At 66.1% G+C, this 24,070-nt stretch carries 23 protein-coding genes and 1 pseudogene; all 24 read right to left on the reverse strand.

What is annotated here, in order from left to right:
- Nucleotides 1-56: 56 nt before the first annotated feature.
- Nucleotides 57-1,298, reverse strand: coding sequence for a beta-ketoacyl-ACP synthase II (gene fabF / locus ACIQ51_RS08545; protein ID WP_396204617.1), 1,242 nt, complete (start codon nucleotides 1,296-1,298; stop codon nucleotides 57-59).
- Complete coding sequence (locus ACIQ51_RS08550) at nucleotides 1,298-1,537, reverse strand: acyl carrier protein (protein WP_396204618.1); 240 nt, start codon at nucleotides 1,535-1,537, stop codon at nucleotides 1,298-1,300. Before ACIQ51_RS08550 ends, fabF begins: the two co-directional genes overlap by 1 nt.
- Before the next feature lie 116 nt (nucleotides 1,538-1,653).
- Nucleotides 1,654-2,415 (reverse strand): 3-oxoacyl-[acyl-carrier-protein] reductase, encoded by a 762-nt coding sequence (gene fabG / locus ACIQ51_RS08555; RefSeq protein ID WP_396204619.1) that lies wholly within the window; start codon nucleotides 2,413-2,415, stop codon nucleotides 1,654-1,656.
- 14 nt (nucleotides 2,416-2,429) lie between these two features.
- Nucleotides 2,430-3,377, reverse strand: coding sequence for an ACP S-malonyltransferase (gene fabD, locus ACIQ51_RS08560; RefSeq protein ID WP_396204620.1), 948 nt, complete (start codon nucleotides 3,375-3,377; stop codon nucleotides 2,430-2,432).
- 47 nt (nucleotides 3,378-3,424) lie between these two features.
- Nucleotides 3,425-4,417: a beta-ketoacyl-ACP synthase III gene (locus ACIQ51_RS08565; RefSeq protein WP_396204621.1), complete on the reverse strand. Its 993-nt coding sequence runs from the start codon at nucleotides 4,415-4,417 to the stop codon at nucleotides 3,425-3,427.
- Nucleotides 4,414-5,454, reverse strand: a complete 1,041-nt coding sequence (plsX, locus tag ACIQ51_RS08570; RefSeq protein ID WP_396204622.1) for a phosphate acyltransferase PlsX — start codon at nucleotides 5,452-5,454, stop codon at nucleotides 4,414-4,416. Before plsX ends, ACIQ51_RS08565 begins: the two co-directional genes overlap by 4 nt.
- 2 nt (nucleotides 5,455-5,456) lie before the next feature.
- The gene (rpmF, locus tag ACIQ51_RS08575; RefSeq protein ID WP_396204623.1) at nucleotides 5,457-5,639 is read right to left on the reverse strand and encodes a 50S ribosomal protein L32; all 183 of its coding nucleotides are present in this window, start codon (nucleotides 5,637-5,639) and stop codon (nucleotides 5,457-5,459) included.
- 45 nt (nucleotides 5,640-5,684) lie between these two features.
- A complete protein-coding gene (locus tag ACIQ51_RS08580; protein ID WP_396204624.1) occupies nucleotides 5,685-6,185 on the reverse strand; it encodes a YceD family protein in 501 nt (166 codons plus the stop codon).
- Nucleotides 6,186-6,282: 97 nt separating this feature from the next.
- The gene (gene ndk / locus ACIQ51_RS08585; RefSeq protein ID WP_396204625.1) at nucleotides 6,283-6,702 is read right to left on the reverse strand and encodes a nucleoside-diphosphate kinase; all 420 of its coding nucleotides are present in this window, start codon (nucleotides 6,700-6,702) and stop codon (nucleotides 6,283-6,285) included.
- A 95-nt stretch (nucleotides 6,703-6,797) separates the two neighbouring features.
- A complete protein-coding gene (sucD, locus tag ACIQ51_RS08590) occupies nucleotides 6,798-7,670 on the reverse strand; it encodes a succinate--CoA ligase subunit alpha (RefSeq protein WP_396204626.1) in 873 nt (290 codons plus the stop codon).
- Nucleotides 7,667-8,812 (reverse strand): ADP-forming succinate--CoA ligase subunit beta, encoded by a 1,146-nt coding sequence (gene sucC / locus ACIQ51_RS08595; RefSeq protein WP_396204627.1) that lies wholly within the window; start codon nucleotides 8,810-8,812, stop codon nucleotides 7,667-7,669. Before sucC ends, sucD begins: the two co-directional genes overlap by 4 nt.
- 143 nt (nucleotides 8,813-8,955) lie before the next feature.
- Entirely contained in the window at nucleotides 8,956-9,570 is a 615-nt protein-coding gene (locus ACIQ51_RS08600; protein WP_396204628.1) for a hypothetical protein, read from the reverse strand.
- Nucleotides 9,571-9,658: 88 nt separating this feature from the next.
- Entirely contained in the window at nucleotides 9,659-11,482 is a 1,824-nt protein-coding gene (locus ACIQ51_RS08605) for a UPF0182 family protein (RefSeq protein WP_396204629.1), read from the reverse strand.
- A gap of 21 nt (nucleotides 11,483-11,503) precedes the next feature.
- Nucleotides 11,504-12,883: a phosphomannomutase/phosphoglucomutase gene (locus ACIQ51_RS08610; protein ID WP_396204630.1), complete on the reverse strand. Its 1,380-nt coding sequence runs from the start codon at nucleotides 12,881-12,883 to the stop codon at nucleotides 11,504-11,506.
- 108 nt (nucleotides 12,884-12,991) lie between these two features.
- A complete protein-coding gene (locus tag ACIQ51_RS08615; protein WP_396204631.1) occupies nucleotides 12,992-14,578 on the reverse strand; it encodes an NADH-quinone oxidoreductase subunit N in 1,587 nt (528 codons plus the stop codon).
- Nucleotides 14,575-16,149, reverse strand: coding sequence for a NuoM family protein (locus ACIQ51_RS08620; protein ID WP_396204632.1), 1,575 nt, complete (start codon nucleotides 16,147-16,149; stop codon nucleotides 14,575-14,577). The genes ACIQ51_RS08615 and ACIQ51_RS08620 overlap by 4 nt, the downstream gene beginning before the upstream one ends.
- Before the next feature lie 3 nt (nucleotides 16,150-16,152).
- Nucleotides 16,153-18,180 carry an NADH-quinone oxidoreductase subunit L gene (gene nuoL / locus ACIQ51_RS08625; protein WP_396204633.1) on the reverse strand — a complete coding sequence of 676 codons (2,028 nt, stop codon included), beginning with the start codon at nucleotides 18,178-18,180 and terminating at the stop codon, nucleotides 16,153-16,155.
- On the reverse strand, nucleotides 18,177-18,470 hold the full coding sequence (nuoK, locus tag ACIQ51_RS08630; protein ID WP_396204634.1) for an NADH-quinone oxidoreductase subunit NuoK: 294 nt from the start codon (nucleotides 18,468-18,470) through the stop codon (nucleotides 18,177-18,179). The genes nuoL and nuoK overlap by 4 nt, the downstream gene beginning before the upstream one ends.
- Entirely contained in the window at nucleotides 18,467-18,973 is a 507-nt protein-coding gene (locus tag ACIQ51_RS08635; RefSeq protein ID WP_396204635.1) for an NADH-quinone oxidoreductase subunit J, read from the reverse strand. Before ACIQ51_RS08635 ends, nuoK begins: the two co-directional genes overlap by 4 nt.
- Nucleotides 18,970-19,467, reverse strand: a complete 498-nt coding sequence (locus ACIQ51_RS08640) for a NuoI/complex I 23 kDa subunit family protein (RefSeq protein WP_396204636.1) — start codon at nucleotides 19,465-19,467, stop codon at nucleotides 18,970-18,972. The genes ACIQ51_RS08635 and ACIQ51_RS08640 overlap by 4 nt, the downstream gene beginning before the upstream one ends.
- Nucleotides 19,468-19,751: 284 nt before the next feature.
- Nucleotides 19,752-20,759 (reverse strand): annotated as a pseudogene (nuoH, locus tag ACIQ51_RS08645) (NADH-quinone oxidoreductase subunit NuoH); the annotation flags it as partial.
- A 77-nt stretch (nucleotides 20,760-20,836) separates the two neighbouring features.
- Nucleotides 20,837-22,426: a 2Fe-2S iron-sulfur cluster-binding protein gene (locus ACIQ51_RS08650; protein ID WP_396204637.1), complete on the reverse strand. Its 1,590-nt coding sequence runs from the start codon at nucleotides 22,424-22,426 to the stop codon at nucleotides 20,837-20,839.
- Nucleotides 22,427-22,433: 7 nt separating this feature from the next.
- The gene (gene nuoF / locus ACIQ51_RS08655; RefSeq protein WP_396204638.1) at nucleotides 22,434-23,762 is read right to left on the reverse strand and encodes an NADH-quinone oxidoreductase subunit NuoF; all 1,329 of its coding nucleotides are present in this window, start codon (nucleotides 23,760-23,762) and stop codon (nucleotides 22,434-22,436) included.
- Nucleotides 23,762-24,070: NAD(P)H-dependent oxidoreductase subunit E (locus tag ACIQ51_RS08660; protein WP_396204639.1), on the reverse strand; the 309-nt coding region annotated here is incomplete at its 5' end. The genes nuoF and ACIQ51_RS08660, both read right to left, overlap by 1 nt.

Below are 24,070 nucleotides of genomic sequence, written 5' to 3' on the forward strand. Positions count from 1 at the left end.
CCGGGCTCCGGCGCGGCGTCATGCCGCGCGTCACCTCGACAAGCGCCCCGACGGGCTTACCCGTGCCAGCGTCGGAGCGCGATCGAGACGTTGTGGCCGCCAAAACCGGAGCTGTTGGAGAGCACAACGTTGACCGCACGCGCCTTGGGCGTGTTCGGCGTCACGTCGAGATCGCACTCCGGATCGGGCGTGGTGTAGTTGATGGTGGGAGGGATCATGCCGTCGCGGATGGCCATGGCGCAGGCGATGAACTCCACCCCACCGGCCGCCCCGAGCATGTGCCCGGTGGCCGACTTCGTGGAACTGACCGATAGCTTGTGCGCGTGGTCGCCGAAGACCGCCTTGATGCCCTTGATCTCGTTGGGATCGTTGAGCGGCGTCGACGTGCCGTGCGCATTGATATAATCGACATCCGTGGGCGCAATCTTGCCGTCGGCCATCGCCTTGCGCATGGCGCGCTGAAGCCCCTCGTGGGCCTCCGGCTGACCCGTGAGATGATACGCGTCGCCGGTAGCACCGTATCCGATGATCTCGCCGTAGATCCGCGCCCCGCGGTTGAGCGCGTGCTCAAGTTCCTCGAGCACCACGACACCGGCTCCCTCGCCCAGAACGAAGCCGTCGCGGGTCGCGTCGAATGGACGCGATGCCGTGGCCGGCGAGTCATTGCGCTCGGAGAGTGCCGTCATGTTGCCGAACCCCCCGATGGCCATCGGGCACACCGATGCCTCGGTCCCGCCGCAGATCATGACCGACGCGTCGCCGTACGTGATCGTGCGGAAGGCCTCGCCGATGGCGTGCGCACTGGTGGCGCAGGCGGACATGGTCGCGAAATTCGGGCCCTTGGCGCCGAAGCGCATGGACACCACGCCCGCCGCAATGTCAGCGATGAACATGGGGACGAAGAACGGCGAAATGCGCCGGTTGCCAGACTGGATCAGCGCCGAGTGCTGCTCTTCCATCGTGGACAGTCCGCCGATGCCACTGCCGATGATCACACCGGTGTCTTCCGCGACATAGCCGCCCTGCTCCAGTCCCGCGTCGCGCATGGCTTGCACCGCGGCCGCCATGGCGTACTGCGTGAACAGATCGGCGCGCTTGGCTTCCTTGCGGTCCATGTACTGGCCCACGTCGAAGCCCTTCACCTCGCAGGCGAACTTCACCTTGAACTCGGAGGCGTCGAACTTCGTGATGTATGCGCCTCCCGAGACCCCGCTCAGCAGCGACTGCCAGGTCGTCGCCACGTCGTTACCGACGGGCGTAACCGCCCCCAAGCCCGTGACGACGACCCGCCGCTTCATCAGCCCGCGACCTTCGCCTCGAGGTACGCGATGGCGTCACCCACGGTGCGCAGCTTCTCGGCGTCCTCGTCCGGGATGTCGATGCTGAATTCCTTCTCGAACTCCATGACCAGTTCGACGATGTCGAGCGAGTCAGCGCCGAGGTCCTCGATGAAGCTCGCCTCGGGGGTGAGCTTCTCGCGCTCAACGCCGAGTTCCTTCTCGATGATATCCTTGATCTTCGACGCGTGATCCGACATGGGAACGGTTCCTCTGAAGTTGATGGAGTGAGAATGGGGAACTTAGCCAAAAGGCCGCGGCACAGGGAGGGGAGACGGGACAATTCCCGCCATTTTTCGCCGCCTCCCCGGCCAGCCTACATCACCAGGCCGCCGTCCACCACAAAGACCTGCCCCGTCACATAACTGGTCAGGTCGGATGCGAGCACGACCACCATGCCCGCAATGTCGTCGGGAGTCCCGAGCCGCTCGAGCGGTATCCCCGCACTCATCGAAGCCCGGGCCTCAGGGGGCATCGCCGCCGTCATGTCGGTCTCGATGAACCCCGGGGCCACCACGTTGGCGAGCACGTTCCGGGAGGCGAGCTCCTTGGCGATCGACTTGGTCATGCCGATCAGCCCCGCCTTGCTTGCTGCGTAGTTGGCCTGCCCCTTGTTGCCGATCAGCCCCACCACGCTGGCCACGTTGATGATGCGCCCCCAGCGACGCTTCATCATGCCCCGGCTGGCCGCCCGACAGGTGGCGAAGGCGCCGCGCAAGTTGGCGTGCAGCACGGCATCCCAATCATCGTCCTTGAGACGCATCAGGAGATTGTCGCGGGTGAGGCCGGCATTGTTCACCAAAATGTCCACCTGCCCGAAGTCCTTCTCCACCGCCTCGATCAGCGCCGTCGCCTGCGCGACCTCGGCGACGTCCGCGGCAAATCCCCGGACGTCCGCGCCTGTCTCGGCTGCGATCTCTGCGGCCGCCGCGCTGGCTTTGGCCTGGTCGCGCCCCGTGACCGCGACGCGGGCGCCGGCACGCGCCAGGCGCGTGGCAATGGCGCGGCCGATGCCGCGCGTGGAGCCCGTCACGAGTGCCACCCGGCCGCTCAGATCGATCTGCATTCCCGTCGCCATAGCGTGCGCGCCTGTTAAGAGTTCTGAGCCGCGGTGTCGAGGAACTTCTCGACCTCCGCCACGGTACCCACCGCCGCCGTCTTCACGCCCGGTGCAATCCGTCGCGCCAGACCGGTGAGCACGGCGCCGCTGCCAATCTCGACGAACGTGGCGTCGGGATTACGCTCGGCCAGCGCCCGCATCACGCGCGTCCACTGCACCGGTGCGGTGAGCTGCTGCACCAGCAGGTCACGGGCCACCTGCGCGTCGGTGATCGGCTCGGCGTTGACGTTGGCGACCACCGGCATGCGCGGCGCATGCCACGATTCGGCATCGAGCGCCTGCGCAAGTCCGTCGACGGCCGGTGCCATGAGTGGCGAGTGGAAGGCGCCGCTGACGGGCAGCGGCAGGCAGCGCTTGGCGCCCGCGTCCTTGGCCAGCTCCATGGCCCGTTCCACGCCGGCCACTTCGCCCGAGATCACCACCTGCTCTTCGCTGTTGTAATTGGCCGGAACGACGAGCCCACGTTCGGCGGATGCCTGCGCGCAGAGGTCATCGATGCTGACAGTGAGCACGCCCAGGATGGCGGCCATGGCGCCGGGGCGCTGGACCCCCTGCTCGTACATCAGGGTGCCGCGACGTCGAACGATGCGCGCCGCCGCCCCGAGCTCAAGGGTCCCTGCCGTGTGGTACGCCGAGAACTCGCCAAGCGAGTGCCCCGCCGCGCTCACGACGTGCTCGCCGATCGCCTCACGCAGCACCGCCCAGACCGCGGCGCTGTGCGCCAGCAATGCCGGCTGGGCATTGAGTGTGAGCGTGAGCTCGTCGGCCGGCCCCTCAAAGGCCAGCGTGGATAGCGCGGCACCCACGGCATCGTCCACCGCGTGAAAGGCGTCGCGGGCTGCCGGGAAGGCCTCGTAGAGGTCCTTGCCCATGCCGACCTTCTGCGAACCCTGACCGGGCAGCAGGAGCACGTATTGCATGGCCATCGGGGGTATCGGTGAGTGCGGAGTGGCCTGGGGCGCCGCGGTCAGAACCGCACGACGAGGGAGCCCCACGTAAAGCCAGCGCCGAACGCGGCGAACAGCACGGTGCTCCCCTCCTTCACACGACCCTGCTCCCTCGCGTCATTGAGCGCGATCGGAATGGACGCCGCCGAGGTGTTACCAAAGCGATCGACGTTGACGAACACCTTGTCCATCGGGATGCCGGCATGTTTGGCCGTGGCTTCGATGATGCGGATGTTTGCCTGGTGCGGAATGAGAAGATCCACATCGGCCGCGGTGATGCGCGCACTGTCGAGCGCGCGATCGGTCGCTTCGGCCATGGAGCGTACAGCGTGCTTGAACACTTCGCGCCCCGCCATCTGGATACAGGCTCGGCTTGCCGTCTCCGGCGAATACGGCTCGGCGCCGCCGCCGGCCGGACGCCACAGCAATTCGGCCAGCGATCCGTCGGAGCGCATAAAGGTCGAAAGAATGCCCTTCTCCCGCTTCTCCCCCTTCGCGCGCCGGAGGACGGTGGCGCCGGCGCCATCGGCAAAGAGGATGCAGGTGTTGCGATCGGTCCAGTCCACGATCGCACTGAGCTTCTCGGCACCGATTACGAGCACCGTGTCGGCCGCACCGCTGGCAATCATCGAATCGCCCACGATGGCCCCGTAGAGCCAGCCCGAGCAGGCCGAGGCCACGTCGAACGCGGCCGCGCGCGAGGCACCGAGCGCCGTCTGCACTTCAACGGCCTGCGACGGGAGGAGATGATCCGGCGACGCGGTGCCCACGATGATGACATCGATCTCGCCCGCCGTGACGCCGGCTCGCGCCATGGCCTGCTGCGACGCTTTCGCACAGAGGGAGCTGAGCGACTCGCCCGGCTCGGCGATGTGGCGCTGGCGAATGCCGGTACGCTCGACGATCCACTCGTCGTTAGTGTCGATCCCCATGGCCGCGAGGTCATGGTTCGTGACGATCCTGTCCGGTACGGCGTGGCCGGTGCCGGCGATATACGAGAACGGACGCTTCATGTCGCGGATCCGGTGGCGAGCGCCTGCGGCATCGATTCAGCGAGCCGGTGACCAATCTCCTCGGTCATCCCCGACTCGTAGGCGCGCAGCGCGACGGCGATCGCGTTCTTGATGGCTTTGGGAGAGCTCTTGCCGTGGGAGATGATGGACACACCGCGCACGCCCAGGAGGGGGGCTCCGCCGTACTCATCCACATCGAGTTCCTTGAGGGAGCCGGCAATCTCACGGGCATCGAGACCGGCGACCTTGGAGACCATGCCGATCAGCATCGGGCCGATGCCCTCGTAGAACTTGAGCAGGATGTTCCCGGTGAATCCGTCGCACACGACCACGTCGATGGGCCCGCGATCGCAGCGGCCCTTCGGTAAGTCCCGCCCCTCCACGTTGCCGATGAAGTGCACGCCGGCGCCGAGGAGGCGCTGGTGGGCTTCCTTGACGGCGAGATTCCCCTTCTCGGGCTCTTCACCGATGGAGAGCAATCCGACGGCCGGGGTGTCACGCCCGAGCAGTGCGCGGGCGTAGACCGTGCCAATGCGTGCGAACTGTACCAGCTCTTCGGCCGCACAATCCACATTGGCGCCCACGTCGAGCACGAGGACGGGCTGCGAGGCCGTGGGGAAGATGGTCCCGATGGCAGGGCGGGTCAGTCCCGGGTGGAGCTTGAGCAACACCAAAGACGCGGCCATCTGCGCACCGGTGTTGCCGGCGGAGACAAACGCGTGCGCACGGCCCTCGGCGACACGCTTGATGCCGACGACCATGGAACTGTTGGTCTTGCCCCTGAGCGCGACCGACGGCTTGTCCGTCATCTCGATCACCTCGGGCGCCTCAACGATCGACAGGCGATCCCGGACATGCGCGAGGGCCGCGAACTCATCACGCAAGAGCGTCTCGAGTTCCGCTTCGATGACGGCCGTCTGGCCAACCAGCTCGATGTGGTGATCGGGAGCCAGGGCGCCGAGCGCCTGGAGGGCGCCCGCGATGGGGGCCCGGGGGGCGAAATCGCCCCCCATGGCATCCACGGCGATGCGCGCCAAGCTTACGCTTCCTGCGCCGTTACCCGCTGCTCGCCGGCATAGAACCCGCATTCCCCGCAAACGCGGTGCGGGCGCTTGGCCGTGCCACACTGGGGGCACGACTGAATCACGATGGCGGGCGCGGTCTTGTGCGTGTTGCGGGCGCGCTTCCGCCGCTTGGAGGTACGGCGCTTCGGTACGGCCATGGGATGCTGACCTGAACTTTTCGAGACGTAAGGACCGCCGGAGGCTCAGCGCAGTGTGCGCAGAACGTCCCAGCGGGGATCAGATGGTGGGGGACAGGTGCATTCCCCCGTATTGCGATCGGCGCCGCAGGACGGACAGAGTCCCCGGCACTCCTCCCGGCACAGCGCAAACGCCGGAACGGCCAGCAGCCACTCCTCGCGCACCGCCGAGCGAAGATCGAGTTCCCGCTCGCCTGCAGGGATCAGCACGACGTCGTCTTCCTCTGCCTCGTCCGAACCGGACTCGGCAAAGATCAACTGCACATCCTCCGACACCTGCACAATGGCTTCGTTCAGGCAACGCCTGCACTCCGCCACTGCCGTGCCTTCGAACCGGCCGCTGAAATAAAAGCGGTCGTGCCCCGCACTCGAGAGACGGCCCGTCACGTGCACCCCGGGCTCTACCGGACGTGAATCGTCTGCCTCCCACACCGGATCCCCGGCGTCGAGCCGACCATCAACGCTTTCGGCGCGGGCTTCCAGGGTGCGGATGTCAAAGCACAGCATAGCCGTGTAACGTAGAGCGCCAGCCCGCGGGACACAAGGGCTGGCGCTGCTTTTCTGCCCCGCGGACGGCCGGCCCAAGTGCCGCCGTCGTGCGGAGTTAGATCACGTCGGCTTCGGCAAAGAAGAAGCGGGCCTCACGCGCCGCGTTCTCGTCGGAGTCGGACGCATGGATCGCGTTCTTCCCCTTCGACTCGGCGTACAGCTTGCGCACCGTGCCCGCGGCGGCCTCGGCCGGATCGGTCGCGCCGATCGCCGTGCGAAGGGCCGCTACGGCCTCGTCCTTTTCCAAGATCATCGGCATGCACGGACCGCTGGTCATGAAGTCGACGAGCTCGCCAAAAAACGGGCGCTCCTTGTGCACTTCGTAAAACGCACCGGCTTGGGCCGTGGTCAGGTGCATGACGCGCGCGGCCTTCACCTGAAAGCCCTGCTTCTCAAGCAGCGCGATGATATTGCCTGCATTGCCGGCGCCGAAGGCGTCGGGCTTGACGATCGTAAGAGTGCGACGGCCAGCCATGGTCCGAGTAGGTCTGAATGGTGAGGGGGGCGCCCGAAACACGGCGCGGCGGGAGCCGAAGCCCCCGCCGCGCGCAAGATAACCAACCCGGGCCCTCAGGAAAGACGGGCCTTGATCAGCTCCACAAAGTCTACAGGACGCTGGGCCACACCCATCCCGGCGGCCTTGAACGCCTCGATCTTCTCCGCGGCCGTCCCGGCCGATCCGGAGATAATGGCGCCCGCGTGACCCATCCGCCGGCCCGGCGGAGCGGTCTGGCCGGCGATAAAGCCGACGACCGGCTTGGTCATGTGCTGCTTCACGAAGTCGGCGGCTTCCTGCTCGTCGGTCCCCCCGATCTCGCCCATCATGGCCACGGCCTTGGTGTTCGGGTCCTTCTCGAACGCGGCGAGGCAATCAATGAAGTTGGTCCCGTTGATCGGGTCACCGCCGATGCCCACGCAGGTGCTCTGGCCGATGCCGGCCTTGGTGAGCGCGTTCACGACCTCATACGTGAGCGTACCCGAGCGGCTCACCACACCCACCGGGCCGGGCGCGCAGATGCGGCCGGGGATAATGCCCACCTTGCTCTCGCCGGGGGTGATGAGGCCCGGGCAGTTCGGGCCGAGCAAGCGCGCGCCGTGCTCTTTCACGAACGGATACACGCGCGTCATGTCCAGCACCGGCACGCCCTCGGTGATGCAGACGATGAACTTCACGCCCGCGGCCGCGGCTTCCATGATCGCATCGGCGGCGAACATGGGCGGCACGTAGATGACCGAGGTGTTGGCCCCCGTCGCCTGCACCGCATCGTGCACGGTGTCGAAGATGGGCGCCGTGCCCTCGAACGTCTGCCCCCCCTTGCCGGGGGTCACGCCGGCCACGACCTGTGTGCCGTACTCGATCATCTGCTTGGCATGGAACGAGCCGTCACGGCCCGTGATCCCCTGCACCACCAGCTTGGTGGCCTTGTCAATGAAGATGCTCACGCCGCACCTCCCTTGGTGGCGAGTTCCACGGCGCGCTGCACGGCCGAATCCATGTCGCTCGAGGCCGCGAAGCCGTTGTCCTTGAGAATCTTCAGGGCGATCTCCTCGTTGGTGCCGGTGAGGCGAATGACGATGGGCACCTTCAGCGGATTCTGTTTGGTCGCCGTGACGATGCCATTGGCGACGTCATCGGTGCGCGTGATGCCACCGAAAATGTTGAACAGAATGCACTTCACGTTCGGGTCGGCGGTGATGATGCGCAACGCATTCACGACCTTCTCCGGATTCGATGAACCGCCGATGTCGAGGAAGTTCGCCGGATCACCACCGTAGTACTTCACGAGGTCCATCGTCGCCATGGCGAGACCGGCGCCGTTCACCACGCAGCCCACGTTGCCATCGAGCTTGATGAACGTGAGGTTCGCGTTGCGCGCATCGACTTCGCTCGGTGCTTCCGACGACTCGTCGCGCAGCGCCGAAATTTCTGGGCGACGATCGAGTTCGTTGTCGTCGATGACCATCTTGCCGTCGACCGCAATGAGTTCGCCCTGTGGCGTCATCACCAGCGGATTGATTTCGGCGAGCGAGCAGCCGGCGTTCATGAACGCCGTGTAGAGCTGCTGCATGATCTTCGCGGCCTGACGCGCGAGCTTCACGTCCTTGTACAGGAAGAAGCCCATGCGCATCGCTTCGAACGGCAGGAGGCCGTAGCGCGTGTCGACCGGGTGGTAGAGGATTTTTTCGGGCGTGCTGGCCGCGACTTCCTCGATGTCGATGCCGCCGGCGGCGGACACCATGAACACCGGCTTCTTGGTGGCGCGGTCCACGATGATGCCCACATAGGCCTCGGAGCCGATGTCGGCCGCGACCGTCACCAGCACCTTCTCGACGGTGAGATCCTTGATGGTCATGCCGAGGATCGCCGTGGCCTTTTCCTTGGCGGCTTCCGGCGTGGGGCAGAACTTCACGCCGCCAGCCTTACCGCGGCCTCCGGCATGTACCTGGGCCTTCACCATCACTGCCGTGCCGTACGACCGGGCGATCGCTTCCGCCTGGTCCGGCGTCGTGGCGATCTCGCCGGGCGGGATTGGCACGCCGGCCGCCCGTAACAGCTCCTTCGCCTGATACTCGTGTAGGTTCACGCGCTCTCCAAGGTGATCTGGGGAATGTCAGCGATTCAATGCTAGGTGGTCGTACCGGCAAACAGCAATATGCCCGTTGCTGATGATCCGGTGGCCCGATCACGAGGCGCCGCCGTGAACCGGCAGCGACACCCCGGCCGCAGCTACTGCGGCGGTCGTCCCAATACACGTCCGAGGCTGTCGAACGCTGCGCCGAAGGCTCGCCAGTCCCCCCGTTGCATCGCCTCACGCATGGCCTCATAGAGCCGAGCGGCTCCGGCTTCGCGGCTGTCGGTGCCGAGTGAGACCGGCGGTCCGGCCGGCTCTCCCGCTGCCGACACGGTTTCGCCCAGCGCCTGCAACGCCTCGCCAAGCGTGGGGCCCACGCCGGTCCGCGTTCCATCGGTAACGGCGACACGCGCCACGACGGTGCTGCCATCACCTCGGGCGAACGACAGCGTCTGAAACACGAGCACCCCGCGTGTGGAGACCAGGGGCTGGGGGCGTCCCAAGCGCCAGCGGGTATCCCGTCGTGTGGCTTCCCGGGCGCCCGTACGCGCACTGTCGAGGACATGGTCGAGCGCCGTCTGGAGTCGGCTGATCGTCTGGCGCCACGATGTGGGGGGCGTCTCGCGGGACCACCAGGCACTCCGTTCCGCCCCCCCGGTCGCCGTGAACACCCCGTTGAGTTGTTCCTCCGGGCCCAGAACCGGCACGCTCCAGCCAAGCACCGCGGTCCGGCCACCGTCGAACAGCACCGGCGCGGGCGTTCCTCCCACAAACGCGCTGTCCGGAAGGTGCCGGGTGTCGCTGCCTTGGCTCCGCGATCCATACCGGGCGAAGGTACGTGCCTGGGCGAACGCGCCGTCACTGGCGGGGGGCAGCTGGGAGAGCGCTCACCGGCGTGAAGAGGGCCGGCCATCGGGTCATCCAGGTGCGCATCAGCGGATCGGGGTGCGCGACGGACACCAGGAGCACCCGTCCCGTCGCCGCGTCTACGACGGCGGTGGCCGCCAGCTTGAAGTACGCGTACACACGGCCGGCGATTTGCCATCGCTGGCTGAGTGGATAGCGATCGGAGGCGCTGTAGAGATGCAATGTCCAGTAGAGCCGGTCGCCATCCTGCACGGGGACCACGTCACTCCCCTGCGCAAAGACGGGGGCGAGTCGCCGGACGCGTTCGCGCACGTCGCGATAGGTCACTAGCACGGGGGGCGCTGCCGCCGTGTCGGCGTGGAGCAGCGACACATTGCGCAAGGCCCACGCGTGCGCCAATCGCGAGGTGCGCGACGCAAGTGACGCGGCGGGTACCTCAGGGGCGACGGCGGCGTCGAGCAGGCGCTCTCCCTGCATCCCCGGGCCCACCAACGGCCACGGATCCGCCTCGGCGCCGCCTGTGCCGGCGACATCGATCGTACTGTCACGCAGCACCGGGCGCGTGACATCGAGCACCACCGCGCGCCAGTCCTCCTTCGCGCCCGTGGGACGGTGCAGAAGGAGCGCTGACAGGTGACCGTTGGCCACTGTCCATCCCATCGGCGCGGCGTCCATGTTCCGGGCAGGGCGCACGACGCGCGCCGACCGATCCGTTACCGGCGGTGGCTCCCCCACCGTGCGTTCCAGCGTGGTTCGGTCCCAGAGACTGGTTCGTGCGGCGAGCGATGCAATGCGGGTCGGGACTGGTGCCGCTCCGCTGCTGTCGCCGACGGTCATGCGGATGGCGTCGACATCGAAGGCACGGCGGCTGTACAGCGCGCGCGAAGCGACGTAATCGAGGTCGCGGCGCGCGGGATCGCCCAACGTATCGCCACGCGCGAGGACGACGGGGGCCGCGTGGCGCAGGAGCACCGCCGCGACAAGCACTGCGGTGAGCGTGACAAAGGCCGCCCGCAGTTGTCCGGCCCAGCCGGTGCGCAAGATGATCAGGGCGGCGATGGCGGAACCGTAGGCAAGCACCGCATCCATGCGGAGTGTCACCCGATGATCCACGCGTAGGAATTGGCCATCGGGCCCACTCCCCTGTTGGAGGAGATCGAAGGCGTCGAGCCGATAGCTCCAGGCGAGCAGCAACAGGACCAGTGCGCCCAGCACACTGAGATGTCGCCGCACGTGCGAGGAGGCCGCGATGCGCCGCCCTTCGAGGCGCAGGGAACGCGTGAGGGCATACAGCACGAGCACGAGCGCCGTAACGGCCACCACACTGACGAGGGACCACAGGTACAGCGCTTCCTCCAAGGGAAGCCAGTACACGTAGTGCCCGAGATCCCGATCGAAGATCCCTTCGATTTCTCCGAAAGGCACCCCATGCCGCACGAGGGCGAGATCTTCCCAGTTGGTGAGGGGAATCGCGAGTACCGCCCCCACGAGCAGTGCCACGATGATCGTGGCCGACAGCAGACGCCGCCCGGGCACCATGGCCGTGAGCTCGATGTTGGCGACGCGCGACGGGACGGCGACGGTGAGGATGGTGCGCCGTACGGCGTGCAGATTGGCAAAGGCGAAGCCGGAGCCGACTAGCCACGCGCCCCCCTGCAGCAGCGCCCGATCGAGCACCTGCTCCCAGAACAGCGACGGGGCACCCATCGCGGCAAACCAGGCGAGATCGACATACAGCACCGTCGCGGTGCGGCCCACCAGGAGCAGCACGACCGCAAGGGTCACGGCAAGCAGCAGCCAGCCGCGCGCGCGCACGTCAGAGGGCCCGGAGCGCGATCAGAGCGGCACGCCCTGCGCACGGAGGAAACCTTCCATGACGCCGCGGATCTCGTCGAGACGCTCCGGCGTGCGCGCCTCGTACCGGGCCACGATCACGGGCTGCGTGTTGGATGCCCGCAGCAATCCCCATCCGTCGCCGAACAGCACGCGCACCCCGTCCACGTCGATCACGTCGTGCGTGGCCTTGAAGTACGGCACCGCCCGGGACATGATGGCGAACTTGGTGGCCTCATCGGTGTCGATGCGGAGTTCGGGCGTGGAGACGAAGGGCGGGACATCGGCAAGGAGTTCGTCGATGCGCTTGCCGCTGTCGGCGATGATCCGCAGCAGCCGCGCCGCCGCATAGAGGGCATCGTCGTGGCCATAGAAGCCTTCGGTGAAGAACATGTGCCCCGACATCTCGCCGGCGATCGGGGCCTGCATCTCCTTCATCTTGTCCTTGATGAGCGAGTGCCCCGTCTTCCACATCACGGCGGTGCCGCCCGCCTTTTCGATGCCGTCGGTGAGGGCCTGCGAGCACTTCACGTCGAAGATGATCGGCTGGCCGCGACCGGTGCGTGCCAGAACATCGCGCGCGTAGAGAATCAGGATGTGGTCGCCCCAGATGATACGCCCACGGGCATCGACTACCCCGATGCGGTCAGCGTCCCCGTCGAACGCCACGCCGATCTCGGCGCCGCTCTCCTTTACGGCGGCGATACAGTCCTCGAGGTTCTCAGGGACCGTGGGGTCGGGATGATGGTTCGGGAAACGGCCATCACTCTCCGTGAAGAGGCCGATGCCATCCACCCCGAGCGCGGCGAACAGCTGCGGCGCCACGAGGGCGCCCGCCCCATTGCCACAGTCGTAGACCACCTTGAGCGGGGTGCCATCGCGGTGGGTGAGGCGTCCCACCTTGGCGACGATGTCCTGCACATAGCGATCGATCACTTCGACATGGCGTACCCGTCCCTCCCCCACCGGGAAACGTCCACCGACGATCAGCTCATACAGCGCCTGGATGTCGGCGCCGTGCAGCGATGCCGTACCGAGGCACATCTTGAACCCATTGTACTCGGGCGGATTGTGTGAGCCGGTGATCTGGATGCCGCCCACGACCGGCTCATGGTGCAGCGCCCAATACAGCAGCGGCGTGGGGACCACACCCACGTCGACCACGCTTACACCGCACTCGGTCAGTCCACGGACCAACGCGTCGCGCAGCGCCGTGCCACTGGGACGGTTGTCGCGGCCCACCGCCACCGCGCCCACGATGCCCCGCTCCGCCAGCAGCGCCGCGTATCCTCGCCCTAAACCATAGGCGACCTCAGTCGTGAGATCGGTACCCACGATGCCGCGGACATCATACTGACGGAAGATCGTTCGACTGATGCTCATGCCAACGTGAATCGGGGGACGGAGAGGTGACCTACCGACCGGACTGGTCTGCTCTATCGGAAACCACTCAAGTACGGGTCTTCACGAAACTACCTGAGGTCGGACGCCTCAGCGCGGCACGGCCACGGCCGGGGTGAAGGTGGCCGCCTGGATACGGGCCCCTTCGGGATCTCTGACTGGGGCGGCCGGGCTGGATGCACTGCCACTCGTTCCGGCCTGCCGGGCCAACTGTACCACGGGGGTCGGATAGACGCCGAGCACCAGCAGGGCCGCCGCGGTGACCGCGATGAGCGCGTGCGCGGCCGGCGCATGACCGGGGAGCGCCTGCCCTTCGGCACGCGGACGCATGAACATCGCCGTGACCACCTGCAGATAATAGGCGGCCGACACAGCGCTGGTCAGCACGAGCACCACCGCGAGGATCGTCTGCGGGACGGAGGCCTGCAGTGCCGCCTGCAGCACGTACCACTTGGCGAAGAAGCCCATGCCCCCGGCCAGTGGCATTCCGAGGAACGCCAACAGGAAGACCGCCATCGCGGCCGCCAGCCAGGGACGCACCAGCCACAAGCCGGCGATGTCGTTGAGCGTGGGGGCGTGATCCCGCCCGTCGTTGATTGCCACAAGCACGCCGAACGCGCCCATCGTCGCGAGCGTGTACGACACCATGTAGAACACGATGGCCGTGGTTGCGGCGCTCCCTCCAACCACGAGGGCCACCAGCAGGTAGCCGGCGTGCGCGATGCTCGAGTACGCCAGCATGCGCACGAGGTTGCTTTGTGAGAGCGCGAACACATTACCCACCACCATCGTCACCACGGCAAGCCACCACATGCCTGTGTGCCAGCGCGCAGCGGCCAGTCCCAGTGTTTCCACCATGATGCGGGCAAACACGGCAAACGCCGCTGTCTTCACCGTCGCCGACATGAACGCCGTCACGGGGAGCGGCGCGCCATCATACACATCCGGCGTCCACAAATGGAACGGCGCCGCAGCCACCTTGAAGGCAAGTCCCACCAGCAGCAGCGCCGCACCGAGCACGAAGAGCGGTGTCAGTGAGGGATGACCGCCCAGCCACTGCGCGATGTCCGTGAACCGCGTGCTCCCCGTGGCGCCGTAGATCAGGGCCATGCCATACAGGAGGAAGCCCGTCGACACCGCCCCCAACAGGAAGTACTTCACCGCCGCCTCGGCGCCGCGAGCACTCCGTCGGTTCACGCCAGCCAGCACGTAAATGGCGAGCGACATGAGCTCAACGCCCAAGAACACGAACATGAGATCGCGGGCCGCCGCCAAAACCATCATGCCGACCGCCGCGAGCAGTACGAGTACCGGTACCTCGGGGCTGAAGGCGGCGCTGCGATGTTGCTCGGCCTCGAGTAGCACCAGCGCCATCACGGTGCCGAGCAGGATCACGAGATCGATCGCCCAGCGGAAGCCGTCACCGGCGATGCGCAGATCTGCGGTGCCGGCGGCCCCATCGCCCCACGCGATCATCACTACCAGCCCGACCAGCATGCAGAGCACCATGCCGAAGCGGGCGAGTGTGGCGGTGCGCTCGGCACCCTCCGCCTGGCCTGCGTGCTGGCTCTGCGGTGTCCACACCGCCCCCAGCAACATCGCCATGGCACCGGCGGAGAGTAGGAGCTCGGGAGCAAGGGCGCGAAGCAGCGCGCCGGCAGACACGAATTCGCTCATCGGTTCAGCGACACAGGAGGAAGCTGCGCGGGGGCGTTCGGGCCGAAACGGACCGCCTCAACCAGGTCCTGCGTCGCCCGTTCGGCGCGCCGGAGCAGCGGCTGCGGCATCACGCCAAGATAGAGGATGACCGCGGCGAAAGCGGTCATGACAAACTTCTCCCGGCCATCGAGATCGGCGAGCGCGCCGTTACGTGCCGCGTCGAGCGGCTCGAAGAGCACGCGCTGTAGGGCGCGCATGCCATAGGCCGCGGCGAAAATCACACCACTCGTGGCGATCACCGCCAGCAGCGGCAACTCGGCGTAGGTACCGATCAGCACGAGAAACTCACCCACGAAGCCGTTGGTCCCCGGGAGTGCCACCGAGGAGAGCATCACCAACGTGAGCATCACGCTGAACCAGGGCACGACCTTGGCGATGCCGCCGTAGCTATTCATCTCGGTGGAGCCGGTGCGATCCTCGAGCATGCCCGCCAGAAGGAAGAGGGCACTGGTGGAAATGCCGCTGTTCACGATGCTCAGCACCGCCCCCTGCACGCTCTGCTGCGTGAGCGCGAAGCACCCGAGCATGATGAAGCCCAGATGGCTGATGGAGCTGTAGGAGATCATTCGCTTGAAGTCCGTCTGCGCCATGGCCAGCAGGGCGCCATAGAGAATCGCGATGACTGACAAAACGAGGATGATACTACGCACCTGCTCATTCGTAGCGGCGGCCGGGAAGAGCGGAATGGCGAAACGCAGGATCGCGTAGGCACCGACCTTGAGCCCGAGCGTTATCGACACGAGCGTGGGCGCGGCGCTCTGTGCGTCGGGAAGCCATGTATGGAACGGCACCAGAGCAGACTTCACCCCGAACGCGGCGAAAAACGCGCCGAACATCAGCAGTTGTGTCTTGGGAGAGAGTGCGATCACCCGCAAGGCATCGAGGTGCAGCGTTGTGCCTCCACCCAGATTCCAGAGCACCACGATCGCCACCAGCATCAGCAGCGAGCCCACGAGCGTGAACAGCACGTAGCGGAGGCTCGCGCGTGACGTGCCCGCGGCGCCCCAGATGCCCACGAGTAGGTACGTGGGAATGAGCATCAGTTCCCACGCGAGATAGAACAGCAGGAGATCGAGGGTGACGAACACGCCCACCAGTCCGCTGGTGAGCAGCAGCGCAAGCGCACCGAAGGCCGGCGTGCGAACACGTACATTGTTCCACGACCCGAGCAGCGACAGGGGTACCACCAGCGCGGTGAGCAACACCATGGGGAGCGACAGCCCGTCCACGCCAAGGCTGATCGTTGCCCCGATATCCGTGAGCCACGGCAGGTCGACGCGCGCCTGCCAGCCGCGCTGGGCCGGATCGTATACGCCCCAGAGGAGAAGGGCGAGCAGCGCCTCGATCATGAGCGCACCGAGGGTGAGTACCCGTGCGTCGGGGCCCCCGGTCGGCGCCACGGCAGCAGCCGGGTCGGCGACCACATCACGACCCACGAGGCGTACGGTGAGCGCGGCGAGGATCGGCCACAGGAGCATGGCGGGAAGCACCCACTGATCCACGCCAAGGGAAAGGAGCATCTGTTGCATCGGTCAGCTCAACGTGAGGGCGGCGATCAGCGCGACGGCGCCGGCGGCAAGCAGCCACGCGTACTTGCCCGCGTCACCATCCTGCAGGCGGGCGCCCATGAGCGCCGCCGTACGCGATAACAGCGAGCCGCCGGCGTTGAAACCACGATCCACCTGGCGATCCACGCCGCGGGCGAGGACCACGGTGGCGAACGCTTGTACGGGACGCACGATCATGGCGTCGACTAGCGCATCCACGCCATAGGCACGCGCCAACAGTCCCGTGTCTGCCGGAGCATTGGCCTTGTCGCTGATCGGCTTCCGATACAGCACGATCGCCAGCGCGATCCCCGCGAGGGCCGCACCGATCGCGATCGCAACGAGCACCACCTCGGTATTGTGATCGAGGTGCCCACCGCCGGAGAGGCGGGCCGCACTCGCCCCCGTCACCGGCGCCAGCCATTGCTCGAGGACACCGACGGGGCCAATGGGCAGGAGCGCGGGCAGGTTGAGCCAGCCGCCGGCCACCGTGAGCGCACCCAGTACCAGCACAGGGGCCGTCATGATCAGCGGTGCCTCGTGCAGCGCACCCTGCTCTGACTCACCGGTGCGATTGTCACCGTAGAAAGCGAGCAGCAGCATGCGGGTCATGTAGATGGCGGTCAGCAGCGCCGTCACGACGCCGATGCCGTACACGACGTACAGGAGCGAGCTGCCCGGAATGCCCAGGAGTGACGCGGATGCCAGGGGTGACCCGTGGGCACGCGCAAACACACTGGCCAGGATCTCGTCCTTTGAAAAGAAACCGGCCAGCGGAGGCACACCGGCAATGGCCAGCGTCGCCAGCGTCATTGCGGCGGCCGTCGCCGGCATGAAACGCCGAAGTCCGCCCATGTTGCGAAGGTCCTGCGGGTCCTCCTGGCGATGCGTGTGGTGATACGCGTGGTGCATCGCATGGATCACCGACCCGGCACCGAGGAACAGCAGGGCCTTGAAGAAGGCGTGCGTGACCAGATGAAAGACACCGGCAGTGTAGGCACCGGTCCCCACGCCGATGAACATGTATCCGAGCTGCGATACCGTGGAGTAGGCCAGCACCTTCTTGATGTCCCACTGTCGCAACGCGATGGTGGCCGCGAACAGCGCCGTGAGGGCGCCAACCGTCGCCACGACGAGCGAGGCTTCCGGTGCACCCGAGAAAATCGGCGCAGCGCGGGCCACCAGATAGACACCGGCGGTCACCATCGTGGCGGCGTGGATCAGCGCTGAGACGGGGGTCGGGCCGGCCATGGCATCGGGGAGCCAGATATACAGCGGCAGCTGCGCGCTCTTGCCGGCGCACCCAACGAACAGGAAGAGCGCGATGGCGAGCACCACCGGTGCGCCCGCCATTCCGCCGAGCGCCGCATGCGCCCCGAGGTAATCGAGTTTCTGTGTGGTGCTCCAGATCAGGAACATCGCCACGAGGAAGCCGAAGTCGCCGACGCGATTGACGACGAAGGCCTTCTTGCCGGCATCGGCATTGGCCTTGTCGCTGAACCAGAAGCCGATCAGCAGATACGATGCCAGGCCCACGCCCTCCCAGCCCACGAACATGACCGGGTAGCTGCCCCCCAGTACGAGCACGAGCATGAAGGCCACGAAGAGATTGAGATACGCGAAGTAGCGGGCGTACCCCGGATCCTCCTTCATGTAGCCAATCGAGAACAGGTGAATGAGGGATCCCACGCCGGTGATCACGAGGACCATCAGCATCGACAGCTGATCGAGCTGGAAACTCCAGTCCACCACCAGATTACCGACGGGCATCCACTGTCCAAGCGACACCACCGCCGGGCCGGCTAGTCCCACGCGCATGCGCATGAACAGGGCGATGGCCAGCGCGAAGCTGGCAATGATCACGCCCGGGCCGATGAGGGAGACGACCGGATGCCGGGCCGTGGAGCGCTCTCCCGTGACGGCATCGGGGGTGCGCGTGAGCGCAATGACGCCGTTCACCAAGAAGCCGAGGATCGGCAGCAGGATGAGGATCGGCAGCAAGGCAGCGATCATCCGCGGAGGGTCCGAAGGTTCGACAGGTCCACCGTGCCGAAATGCCGGAAGATCGAAAGGATGATCGCCAGCCCAACGGCCGCCTCGGCGGCGGCGATGGTCATCACCATGATCACGAATACGTGACCTGTGACGTTATGAAGTTTCGTGAACGCCACGAAGCTCAGGTTCACGGCATTGAGCATGAGCTCCGCGCACATGAACAGGATGATCGCGTTGCGACGGGTGAGCACGCCGACGACGCCGATCACGAACAGGAGGGCGGAAACGATGAGCGCTTCGGTGATCATACCCGCACCCGCTTCTTGGCAAGGAGTACCGCACCCACCACGGCCACCAAGAGCACGAGGCTGGTGAGTTCGAAAGCCACGAGATAGTCGGTGAAAAGCGACGCGGCGACCGGCTCAACCACATTGTCCGAGACCGACGCCGGTTCGATCCGCGGCAGCTTGCGGCGTAACGCCACCAGCAGGTTGGCCAGCAGCGCAAGGCCCATCAGCCCTGCCCCGATCCGCGTACTCAACGAGCGCAGATCGGAGATTTCGTTGCGGCCGAGGTTGAGGAGCATCACGACGAAGACGAACACCACCATGATCGCGCCGGCGTAAACCAGTACCTGAATGGCACTCACGAACGGCGCGTCGAGCATCACATAGAGGCCGGCCAATGCAAACATCACGTTGACCAGCCAGAGCGCAGCCGGTACCGGGTTCTTGCGTGTCACGAAGAGGATCGCCGACGCGACCGCGAGCAGCGCGAAGAAATAGAACTGGAACTCGAAGAAGCCGTTCATTCACCCTTCGGGTCTGCGGGGTCCCACAACTCGCTGACCGGATGCGTCTGCGCCATCAGGCGCTCGAGGTCGTAGACGAACGCCGCGCGGTCATACTCGGCGTTCTCGTAATGCCGCCCCACGTGGATCGCCTCCTCCGGACACACCTCCTGGCAGTAGCCACAGAAAATGCAGCGGAATTCGTCGATCTCGAAGACCAGAGGATAGCGGTTGCCCTGCTCGTCCTCGCCGGGGGTGAGCTTGATACAGTTCGCCGGGCACACCGTGGGGCACAAACCGCAGGCCACACATTTGGCCTTGCCGTCCTCCGTGGTGAGCATACGGTGTGTGCCGCGCCAGCGCGGCGAGAGATCCCACTTCGTCTCCGGATACTCCATGGTCACCTTGTGGGGATCCACGAGGTGCTTCAGCGTCACCGCCATCCCCTTGAGCGTCGCGCGCACGTAGCTCACGCGCTCGAGCGGACGCTCCATGACCTTCACGCCGATGGCCATCAGTCGCCTCCCTCGGCGAGCAACGTCGGTGTCGGGGCGCCCACCACTCCGGTGGCGCCGGGAAGTGCCTGCTGCGTAGCCAACTGGCGACGCGACAGGTCGAGACCGCGCGCCCGCAGGCGCTCGAGGTCCGTAGGGCCCACGCGCGCACTCGCCGGGCTGATCAGCTTGCCGCGATCCAGCCATCCCAGCAGCAGCGCGATGAGCGCGATGTTGAGCCCGAGCAGGGCAAGCGAGAACACCGGGCCACGGGCCACGCCGAGCATATCGAGGCCGAGGGTGGCAGCGGCGATGATGACGATATAGGCGAGTGCCACGGGAAGCATCACGCTCCATCCCAGCGACATCAGCTGGTCGTAGCGGAATCGCGGCAGCGTCCAGCGCACCCACATGAACACGAAGATGAAGAAGCCGGTCTTGATCAACGTCATGAGCAGCGTCGTCAGCGTCTTGAGCACCGTGAACGGGGCGACGTTGTCCCACTGCGTGAAAGGGATGTCCCAGCCGCCGAAAAACAGCGCGGCGGTGAGGCCGCTCACCGTGAGCATGTTGGCATACTCGGCGATGAAGAACATCGAGAACTTCATGCCGCTGTACTCGGTGTGATATCCGGCCACCAGTTCCGACTCGGCTTCCGGCAGGTCGAACGGCAAACGGTTGGTCTCGGCGAAGGCGGCCACGAGGAACGTGAACCACGCGATCGTGAGCGATAGCACGTTCCAGCCCGTCGAGGCCTGCTGCTGGATAATCGCGCCGATCGAGACGTTGCCGGCGAGCAGGATTACGGGGATGGTCGACATGCCCATCGCGATCTCATACGAGATCATCTGGGCGCTCGAGCGGAGTCCCCCGAGGAGCGCGTACTTGTTGTTGGATGACCAACCCGCCAGCACGATCCCGTACACGCCAAGCGACGAGATCGCGAGCGAGAACAGGAAGCCCACGGGCAGCGGCGCAATCGCCATGTCGATCAGTCCCCACGGCGTGGGGAGCGGCGCCGCAAACGGCAGCACGGCCCACGTGAGCATGGCGGGGATGAACGCCAGCGCCGGTGCGAGGATAAAAAGCCACCGATCCGCAAAAACCGGATTGGTTTCTTCCTTCATGAAATTCTTGATGCCGTCGGCCACGGGCTGGAGAATGCCGCCAGGGCCCGCGCGATTGGGGCCGCGTCGGTCCTGGAACCACGCGGCGAGCTTGCGCTCAAGCAGCGTGAGCAGCGCAACGGTAACCAGGTAGATTCCGAAGAATACGAGGATCTTGATGACACTGGCCGCCACGAAGGTGCCGATGGCCGCCGGCGCCTGCTGTGAATCGGCGTAGGGAAACCACGTGCCTAGGTCGATGGCGGCCAGGAGTGCCGTGGGGGTCATACCGAAGCCCCCGCCACCGTGGCCGCGCTGGCAAGCGTCTGCTCGATGATTGGCAGGCCGTGGAGGCCAAGCGCCTCATATTCGAGACCGGCGAAGGCCGGTCGCGACGACGCGAGCGCCGCGAACACGTCCGACGGGAGGTGATAGTCTCCCGTGTCGCCCATGGCGCCGAGCAGATCCCCCAGTACGAACCACGTGGGGCGTGCCACACCCGGAGCGGTGCGCGCCTGGAGAAAGCGCTGCACACGACCACGGATGTTGGTGAAGGTCCCTTCTTCCTCCCAGGTATTGGTCACCGGGAGGACCACAGCGGCCCATGCCTGCGCGAGGGTCGGCACCGTCGTCCCCACATACACCAGCTGAGCGGCACGCGCGAGCATGTCGGCGCTCATTCCGTCGAGGGAATCACCGACCACCAGGAGCGTGTCGCCCGCTCGAATCGCATCGGTGATCTGTGCGACTTCGGTAAAGCCAAGCTGTCGGGCGCCCACGGCATTCGCCGCGCGCTCCTCTCGAAGCGCCAGGTCCGGTGCGCCAGGAAGCGGCACCACGGCGCCACGCTCAAGGCGGAAGATCCCCTGCCCGTTCGTCCGTGCCACCAGACGATCGAGAAGAAAGAGCGCTTCATTCGACAGATTGGGTGACGCGACCACGACTACCCGGCCGCCGCTGATCACCCGTGCCGAGGCGCTCAGCGCGGTATCCCAGTCGACGACTTGCAGGCCGCCGTTCATGCGGACCATAGGCTGGTCGGCACGATCGCGACGCGCGAACTCGCGGTAGGTCTCTCGACCCACCTCGCACATGTAGTACTGGTTGACCGCATCGTTGGGACGCGGCTTGAGGCGCACGGGCACGTTGTCGCGGGTCTCCGCCACGGCGTTGCAGCCCTGGCTACAGCCGGTACAGATCGTGGGGGCCCGATCGAGCTCCCACGCACGCGCCTTGTTGAGGAAGTCCTTGCTGAGCAGTGCGCCCACCGGGCACAGGTCGATCACGTTCCCGGCCCACGGGTTCGTCAGGTCGTGCCCTTCGGCCTTGCCGATGAACGCGCGATCGCCGCGCTCCGACACATTGAGCACGGGCTCGTGCGCCACGTCGCCCATGAAGCGCACGCATCGCGTGCACAGGATGCAGCGGTTCTGCACATAAAGCACATCGCCGCCGAAATCCTCAACGGGATTGAAGCGCTTCGGTTCGCGATACCGCGAATCGTTGCGCCCTTCGGCGAAGGTGTAGTCCTGCAGCTCGCACTCACCGGCTTGATCGCAGATGGGGCAATCGAGCGGGTGGTTGATGAGCAGGAACTCGAGCACCCCCTTGCGGGCTTCGAGCGCCTTGGGTGAGTGCACGTGTACCACCTGCCCTTCCATGACACTGGTGGCGCACGCAGGGGCCAGTTTGGGGAACTTCTCGACTTCCACGAGGCACATGCGGCACACGCCCGCCACCGGGAGTCCCGGATGGTAGCAGTAGTGCGGAATGAGCACCCCGGCGGTCTTAGCCGCCTCGAGAATCGACATGCCGTCCGGTACGGAGACCGGGCGCCCTTCGATCGTCAGCGACACCATCTTCACGTCAGGCATGCGGTCCTCACGCTGCCGAGGCGCGGAACGCCCCGGGCACGGTGACCATCGACGGATTCGCGGCGATCTTTGCTTCGAACTCGTGGCGGAACTTCTTGAGCCCGGACACGACGGGCGTGGCGCAGGAATCGCTCAGCACGCAGATCGTCTTGCCGCTCATGTTGTCGGCGATCGAGAGCAGCGTATCGAGGTCCTCCGCTGTCCCCTCCCCGTCGCGAATGCGCTCCATGATGCGCGTGGTCCACGCCGTGCCTTCCCGGCACTGGGAACACTGCGCGCAGCTCTCGTGGGCATAGAAGCGCGTGAGGCGCGCGATCTGTCGAACCATGCACTGGCGGTCATCGAACACGATCACGCCGCCGGAGCCCAGCATGGTGCCGGCGGCGACCATGCCCTCGTAGTCCATGATGGCGCCTTCGGCCTCCTCGCGCGTCAGGATCGGCACCGAGGATCCACCAGGGATCACCGCCTTGATTTCACGCCCTGGAAGCGGGCCCCCGCACAGGTCGTACAGGAACTCCTTGAATGGGAACCCCAGCGCGACTTCATAGTTGCCGGGGCGGGTGATGTTGCCGCACACCGAAAACAGCTTGGTGCCGATGCTCTTGGGGTTGTCGGCACGGCCGAACTGCTTGTACCACGCTGCCCCATTCTTGATGATGTAGGGTACGGTGGTGAGCGTTTCCACGTTATTGATCGTGGTCGGCTTGCCGAACAGCCCGGCCACCGCCGGGAACGGCGGCTTGATGCGCGGATTGCCACGACGCCCTTCGAGCGAATTCATCAGCGCCGTTTCTTCACCGCAGATGTACGCCCCTGCTCCGCGGTGCACGTGCACATCGACGCGCTTGCCGGAGCCCATGGCGTTGGCGCCAAGAACACCAGCAGCGTACGCCTCTTCCACGGCCTTGGTGACGCGCGCGTACGGCTCGGTGAACTCCCCGCGGATGTAGATGTAGGCCGTCTCCGCGTAGATGGCATGGGCCGCAAGGGCCACGCCCTCCACGAGGCCGTGCGGCGTCCAGCGCATGATTTCGCGATCCTTGAACGTGCCGGGCTCCGACTCGTCGGCGTTACAGCAGAGGTAGTGTGTCTTGCCGTCGGGCTTCATGAACGACCACTTCATGCCCGTCGGGAAGCCTGCCCCACCACGGCCACGCAGGCCCGAGTCCTTCACGATGCCCTGCAATTCCTGCGGGTCGGTGACCAGCGCCGTCTGGAGCGCTTGATAGCCGCCGCGGGCGCGCCAGCCGTCCAGCGTGCGCGCCTCGGCATCGCCGAAGTACTTCGAAAGCACCGGTGTCTCCCGCGGATGCGACGTGTGCGGGTATCCCATTACTTCAGCTCCGACAGAATGCGTGGCACCGACTCAGGTGTCACGGATTCGATGAAGGTGTTGTTGATCATCACGGGCGTGGCGAAGCCGCAGGCGCCGAGGCACTCCACCTCGATGACCGTGTACTTTCCATCGGCACTCGTGAGCCCGAGATCACCACAGCCGGTGTGCTCGAGAAAGCTCTTCACCACGTCTTCGGCGCCGCACACGTTGCACGGCGTGGTGGTGCATACCTGAACGAAGTGGCGACCTACCGGGTGCTGGTGGTACATGGTGTAGAAGCTCACCACGCCCTTGACGTAGGCCGG

This window comes from Gemmatimonas sp. (genome assembly GCF_044344655.1).
Classification (GTDB): Bacteria; Gemmatimonadota; Gemmatimonadetes; order Gemmatimonadales; family Gemmatimonadaceae; genus Gemmatimonas.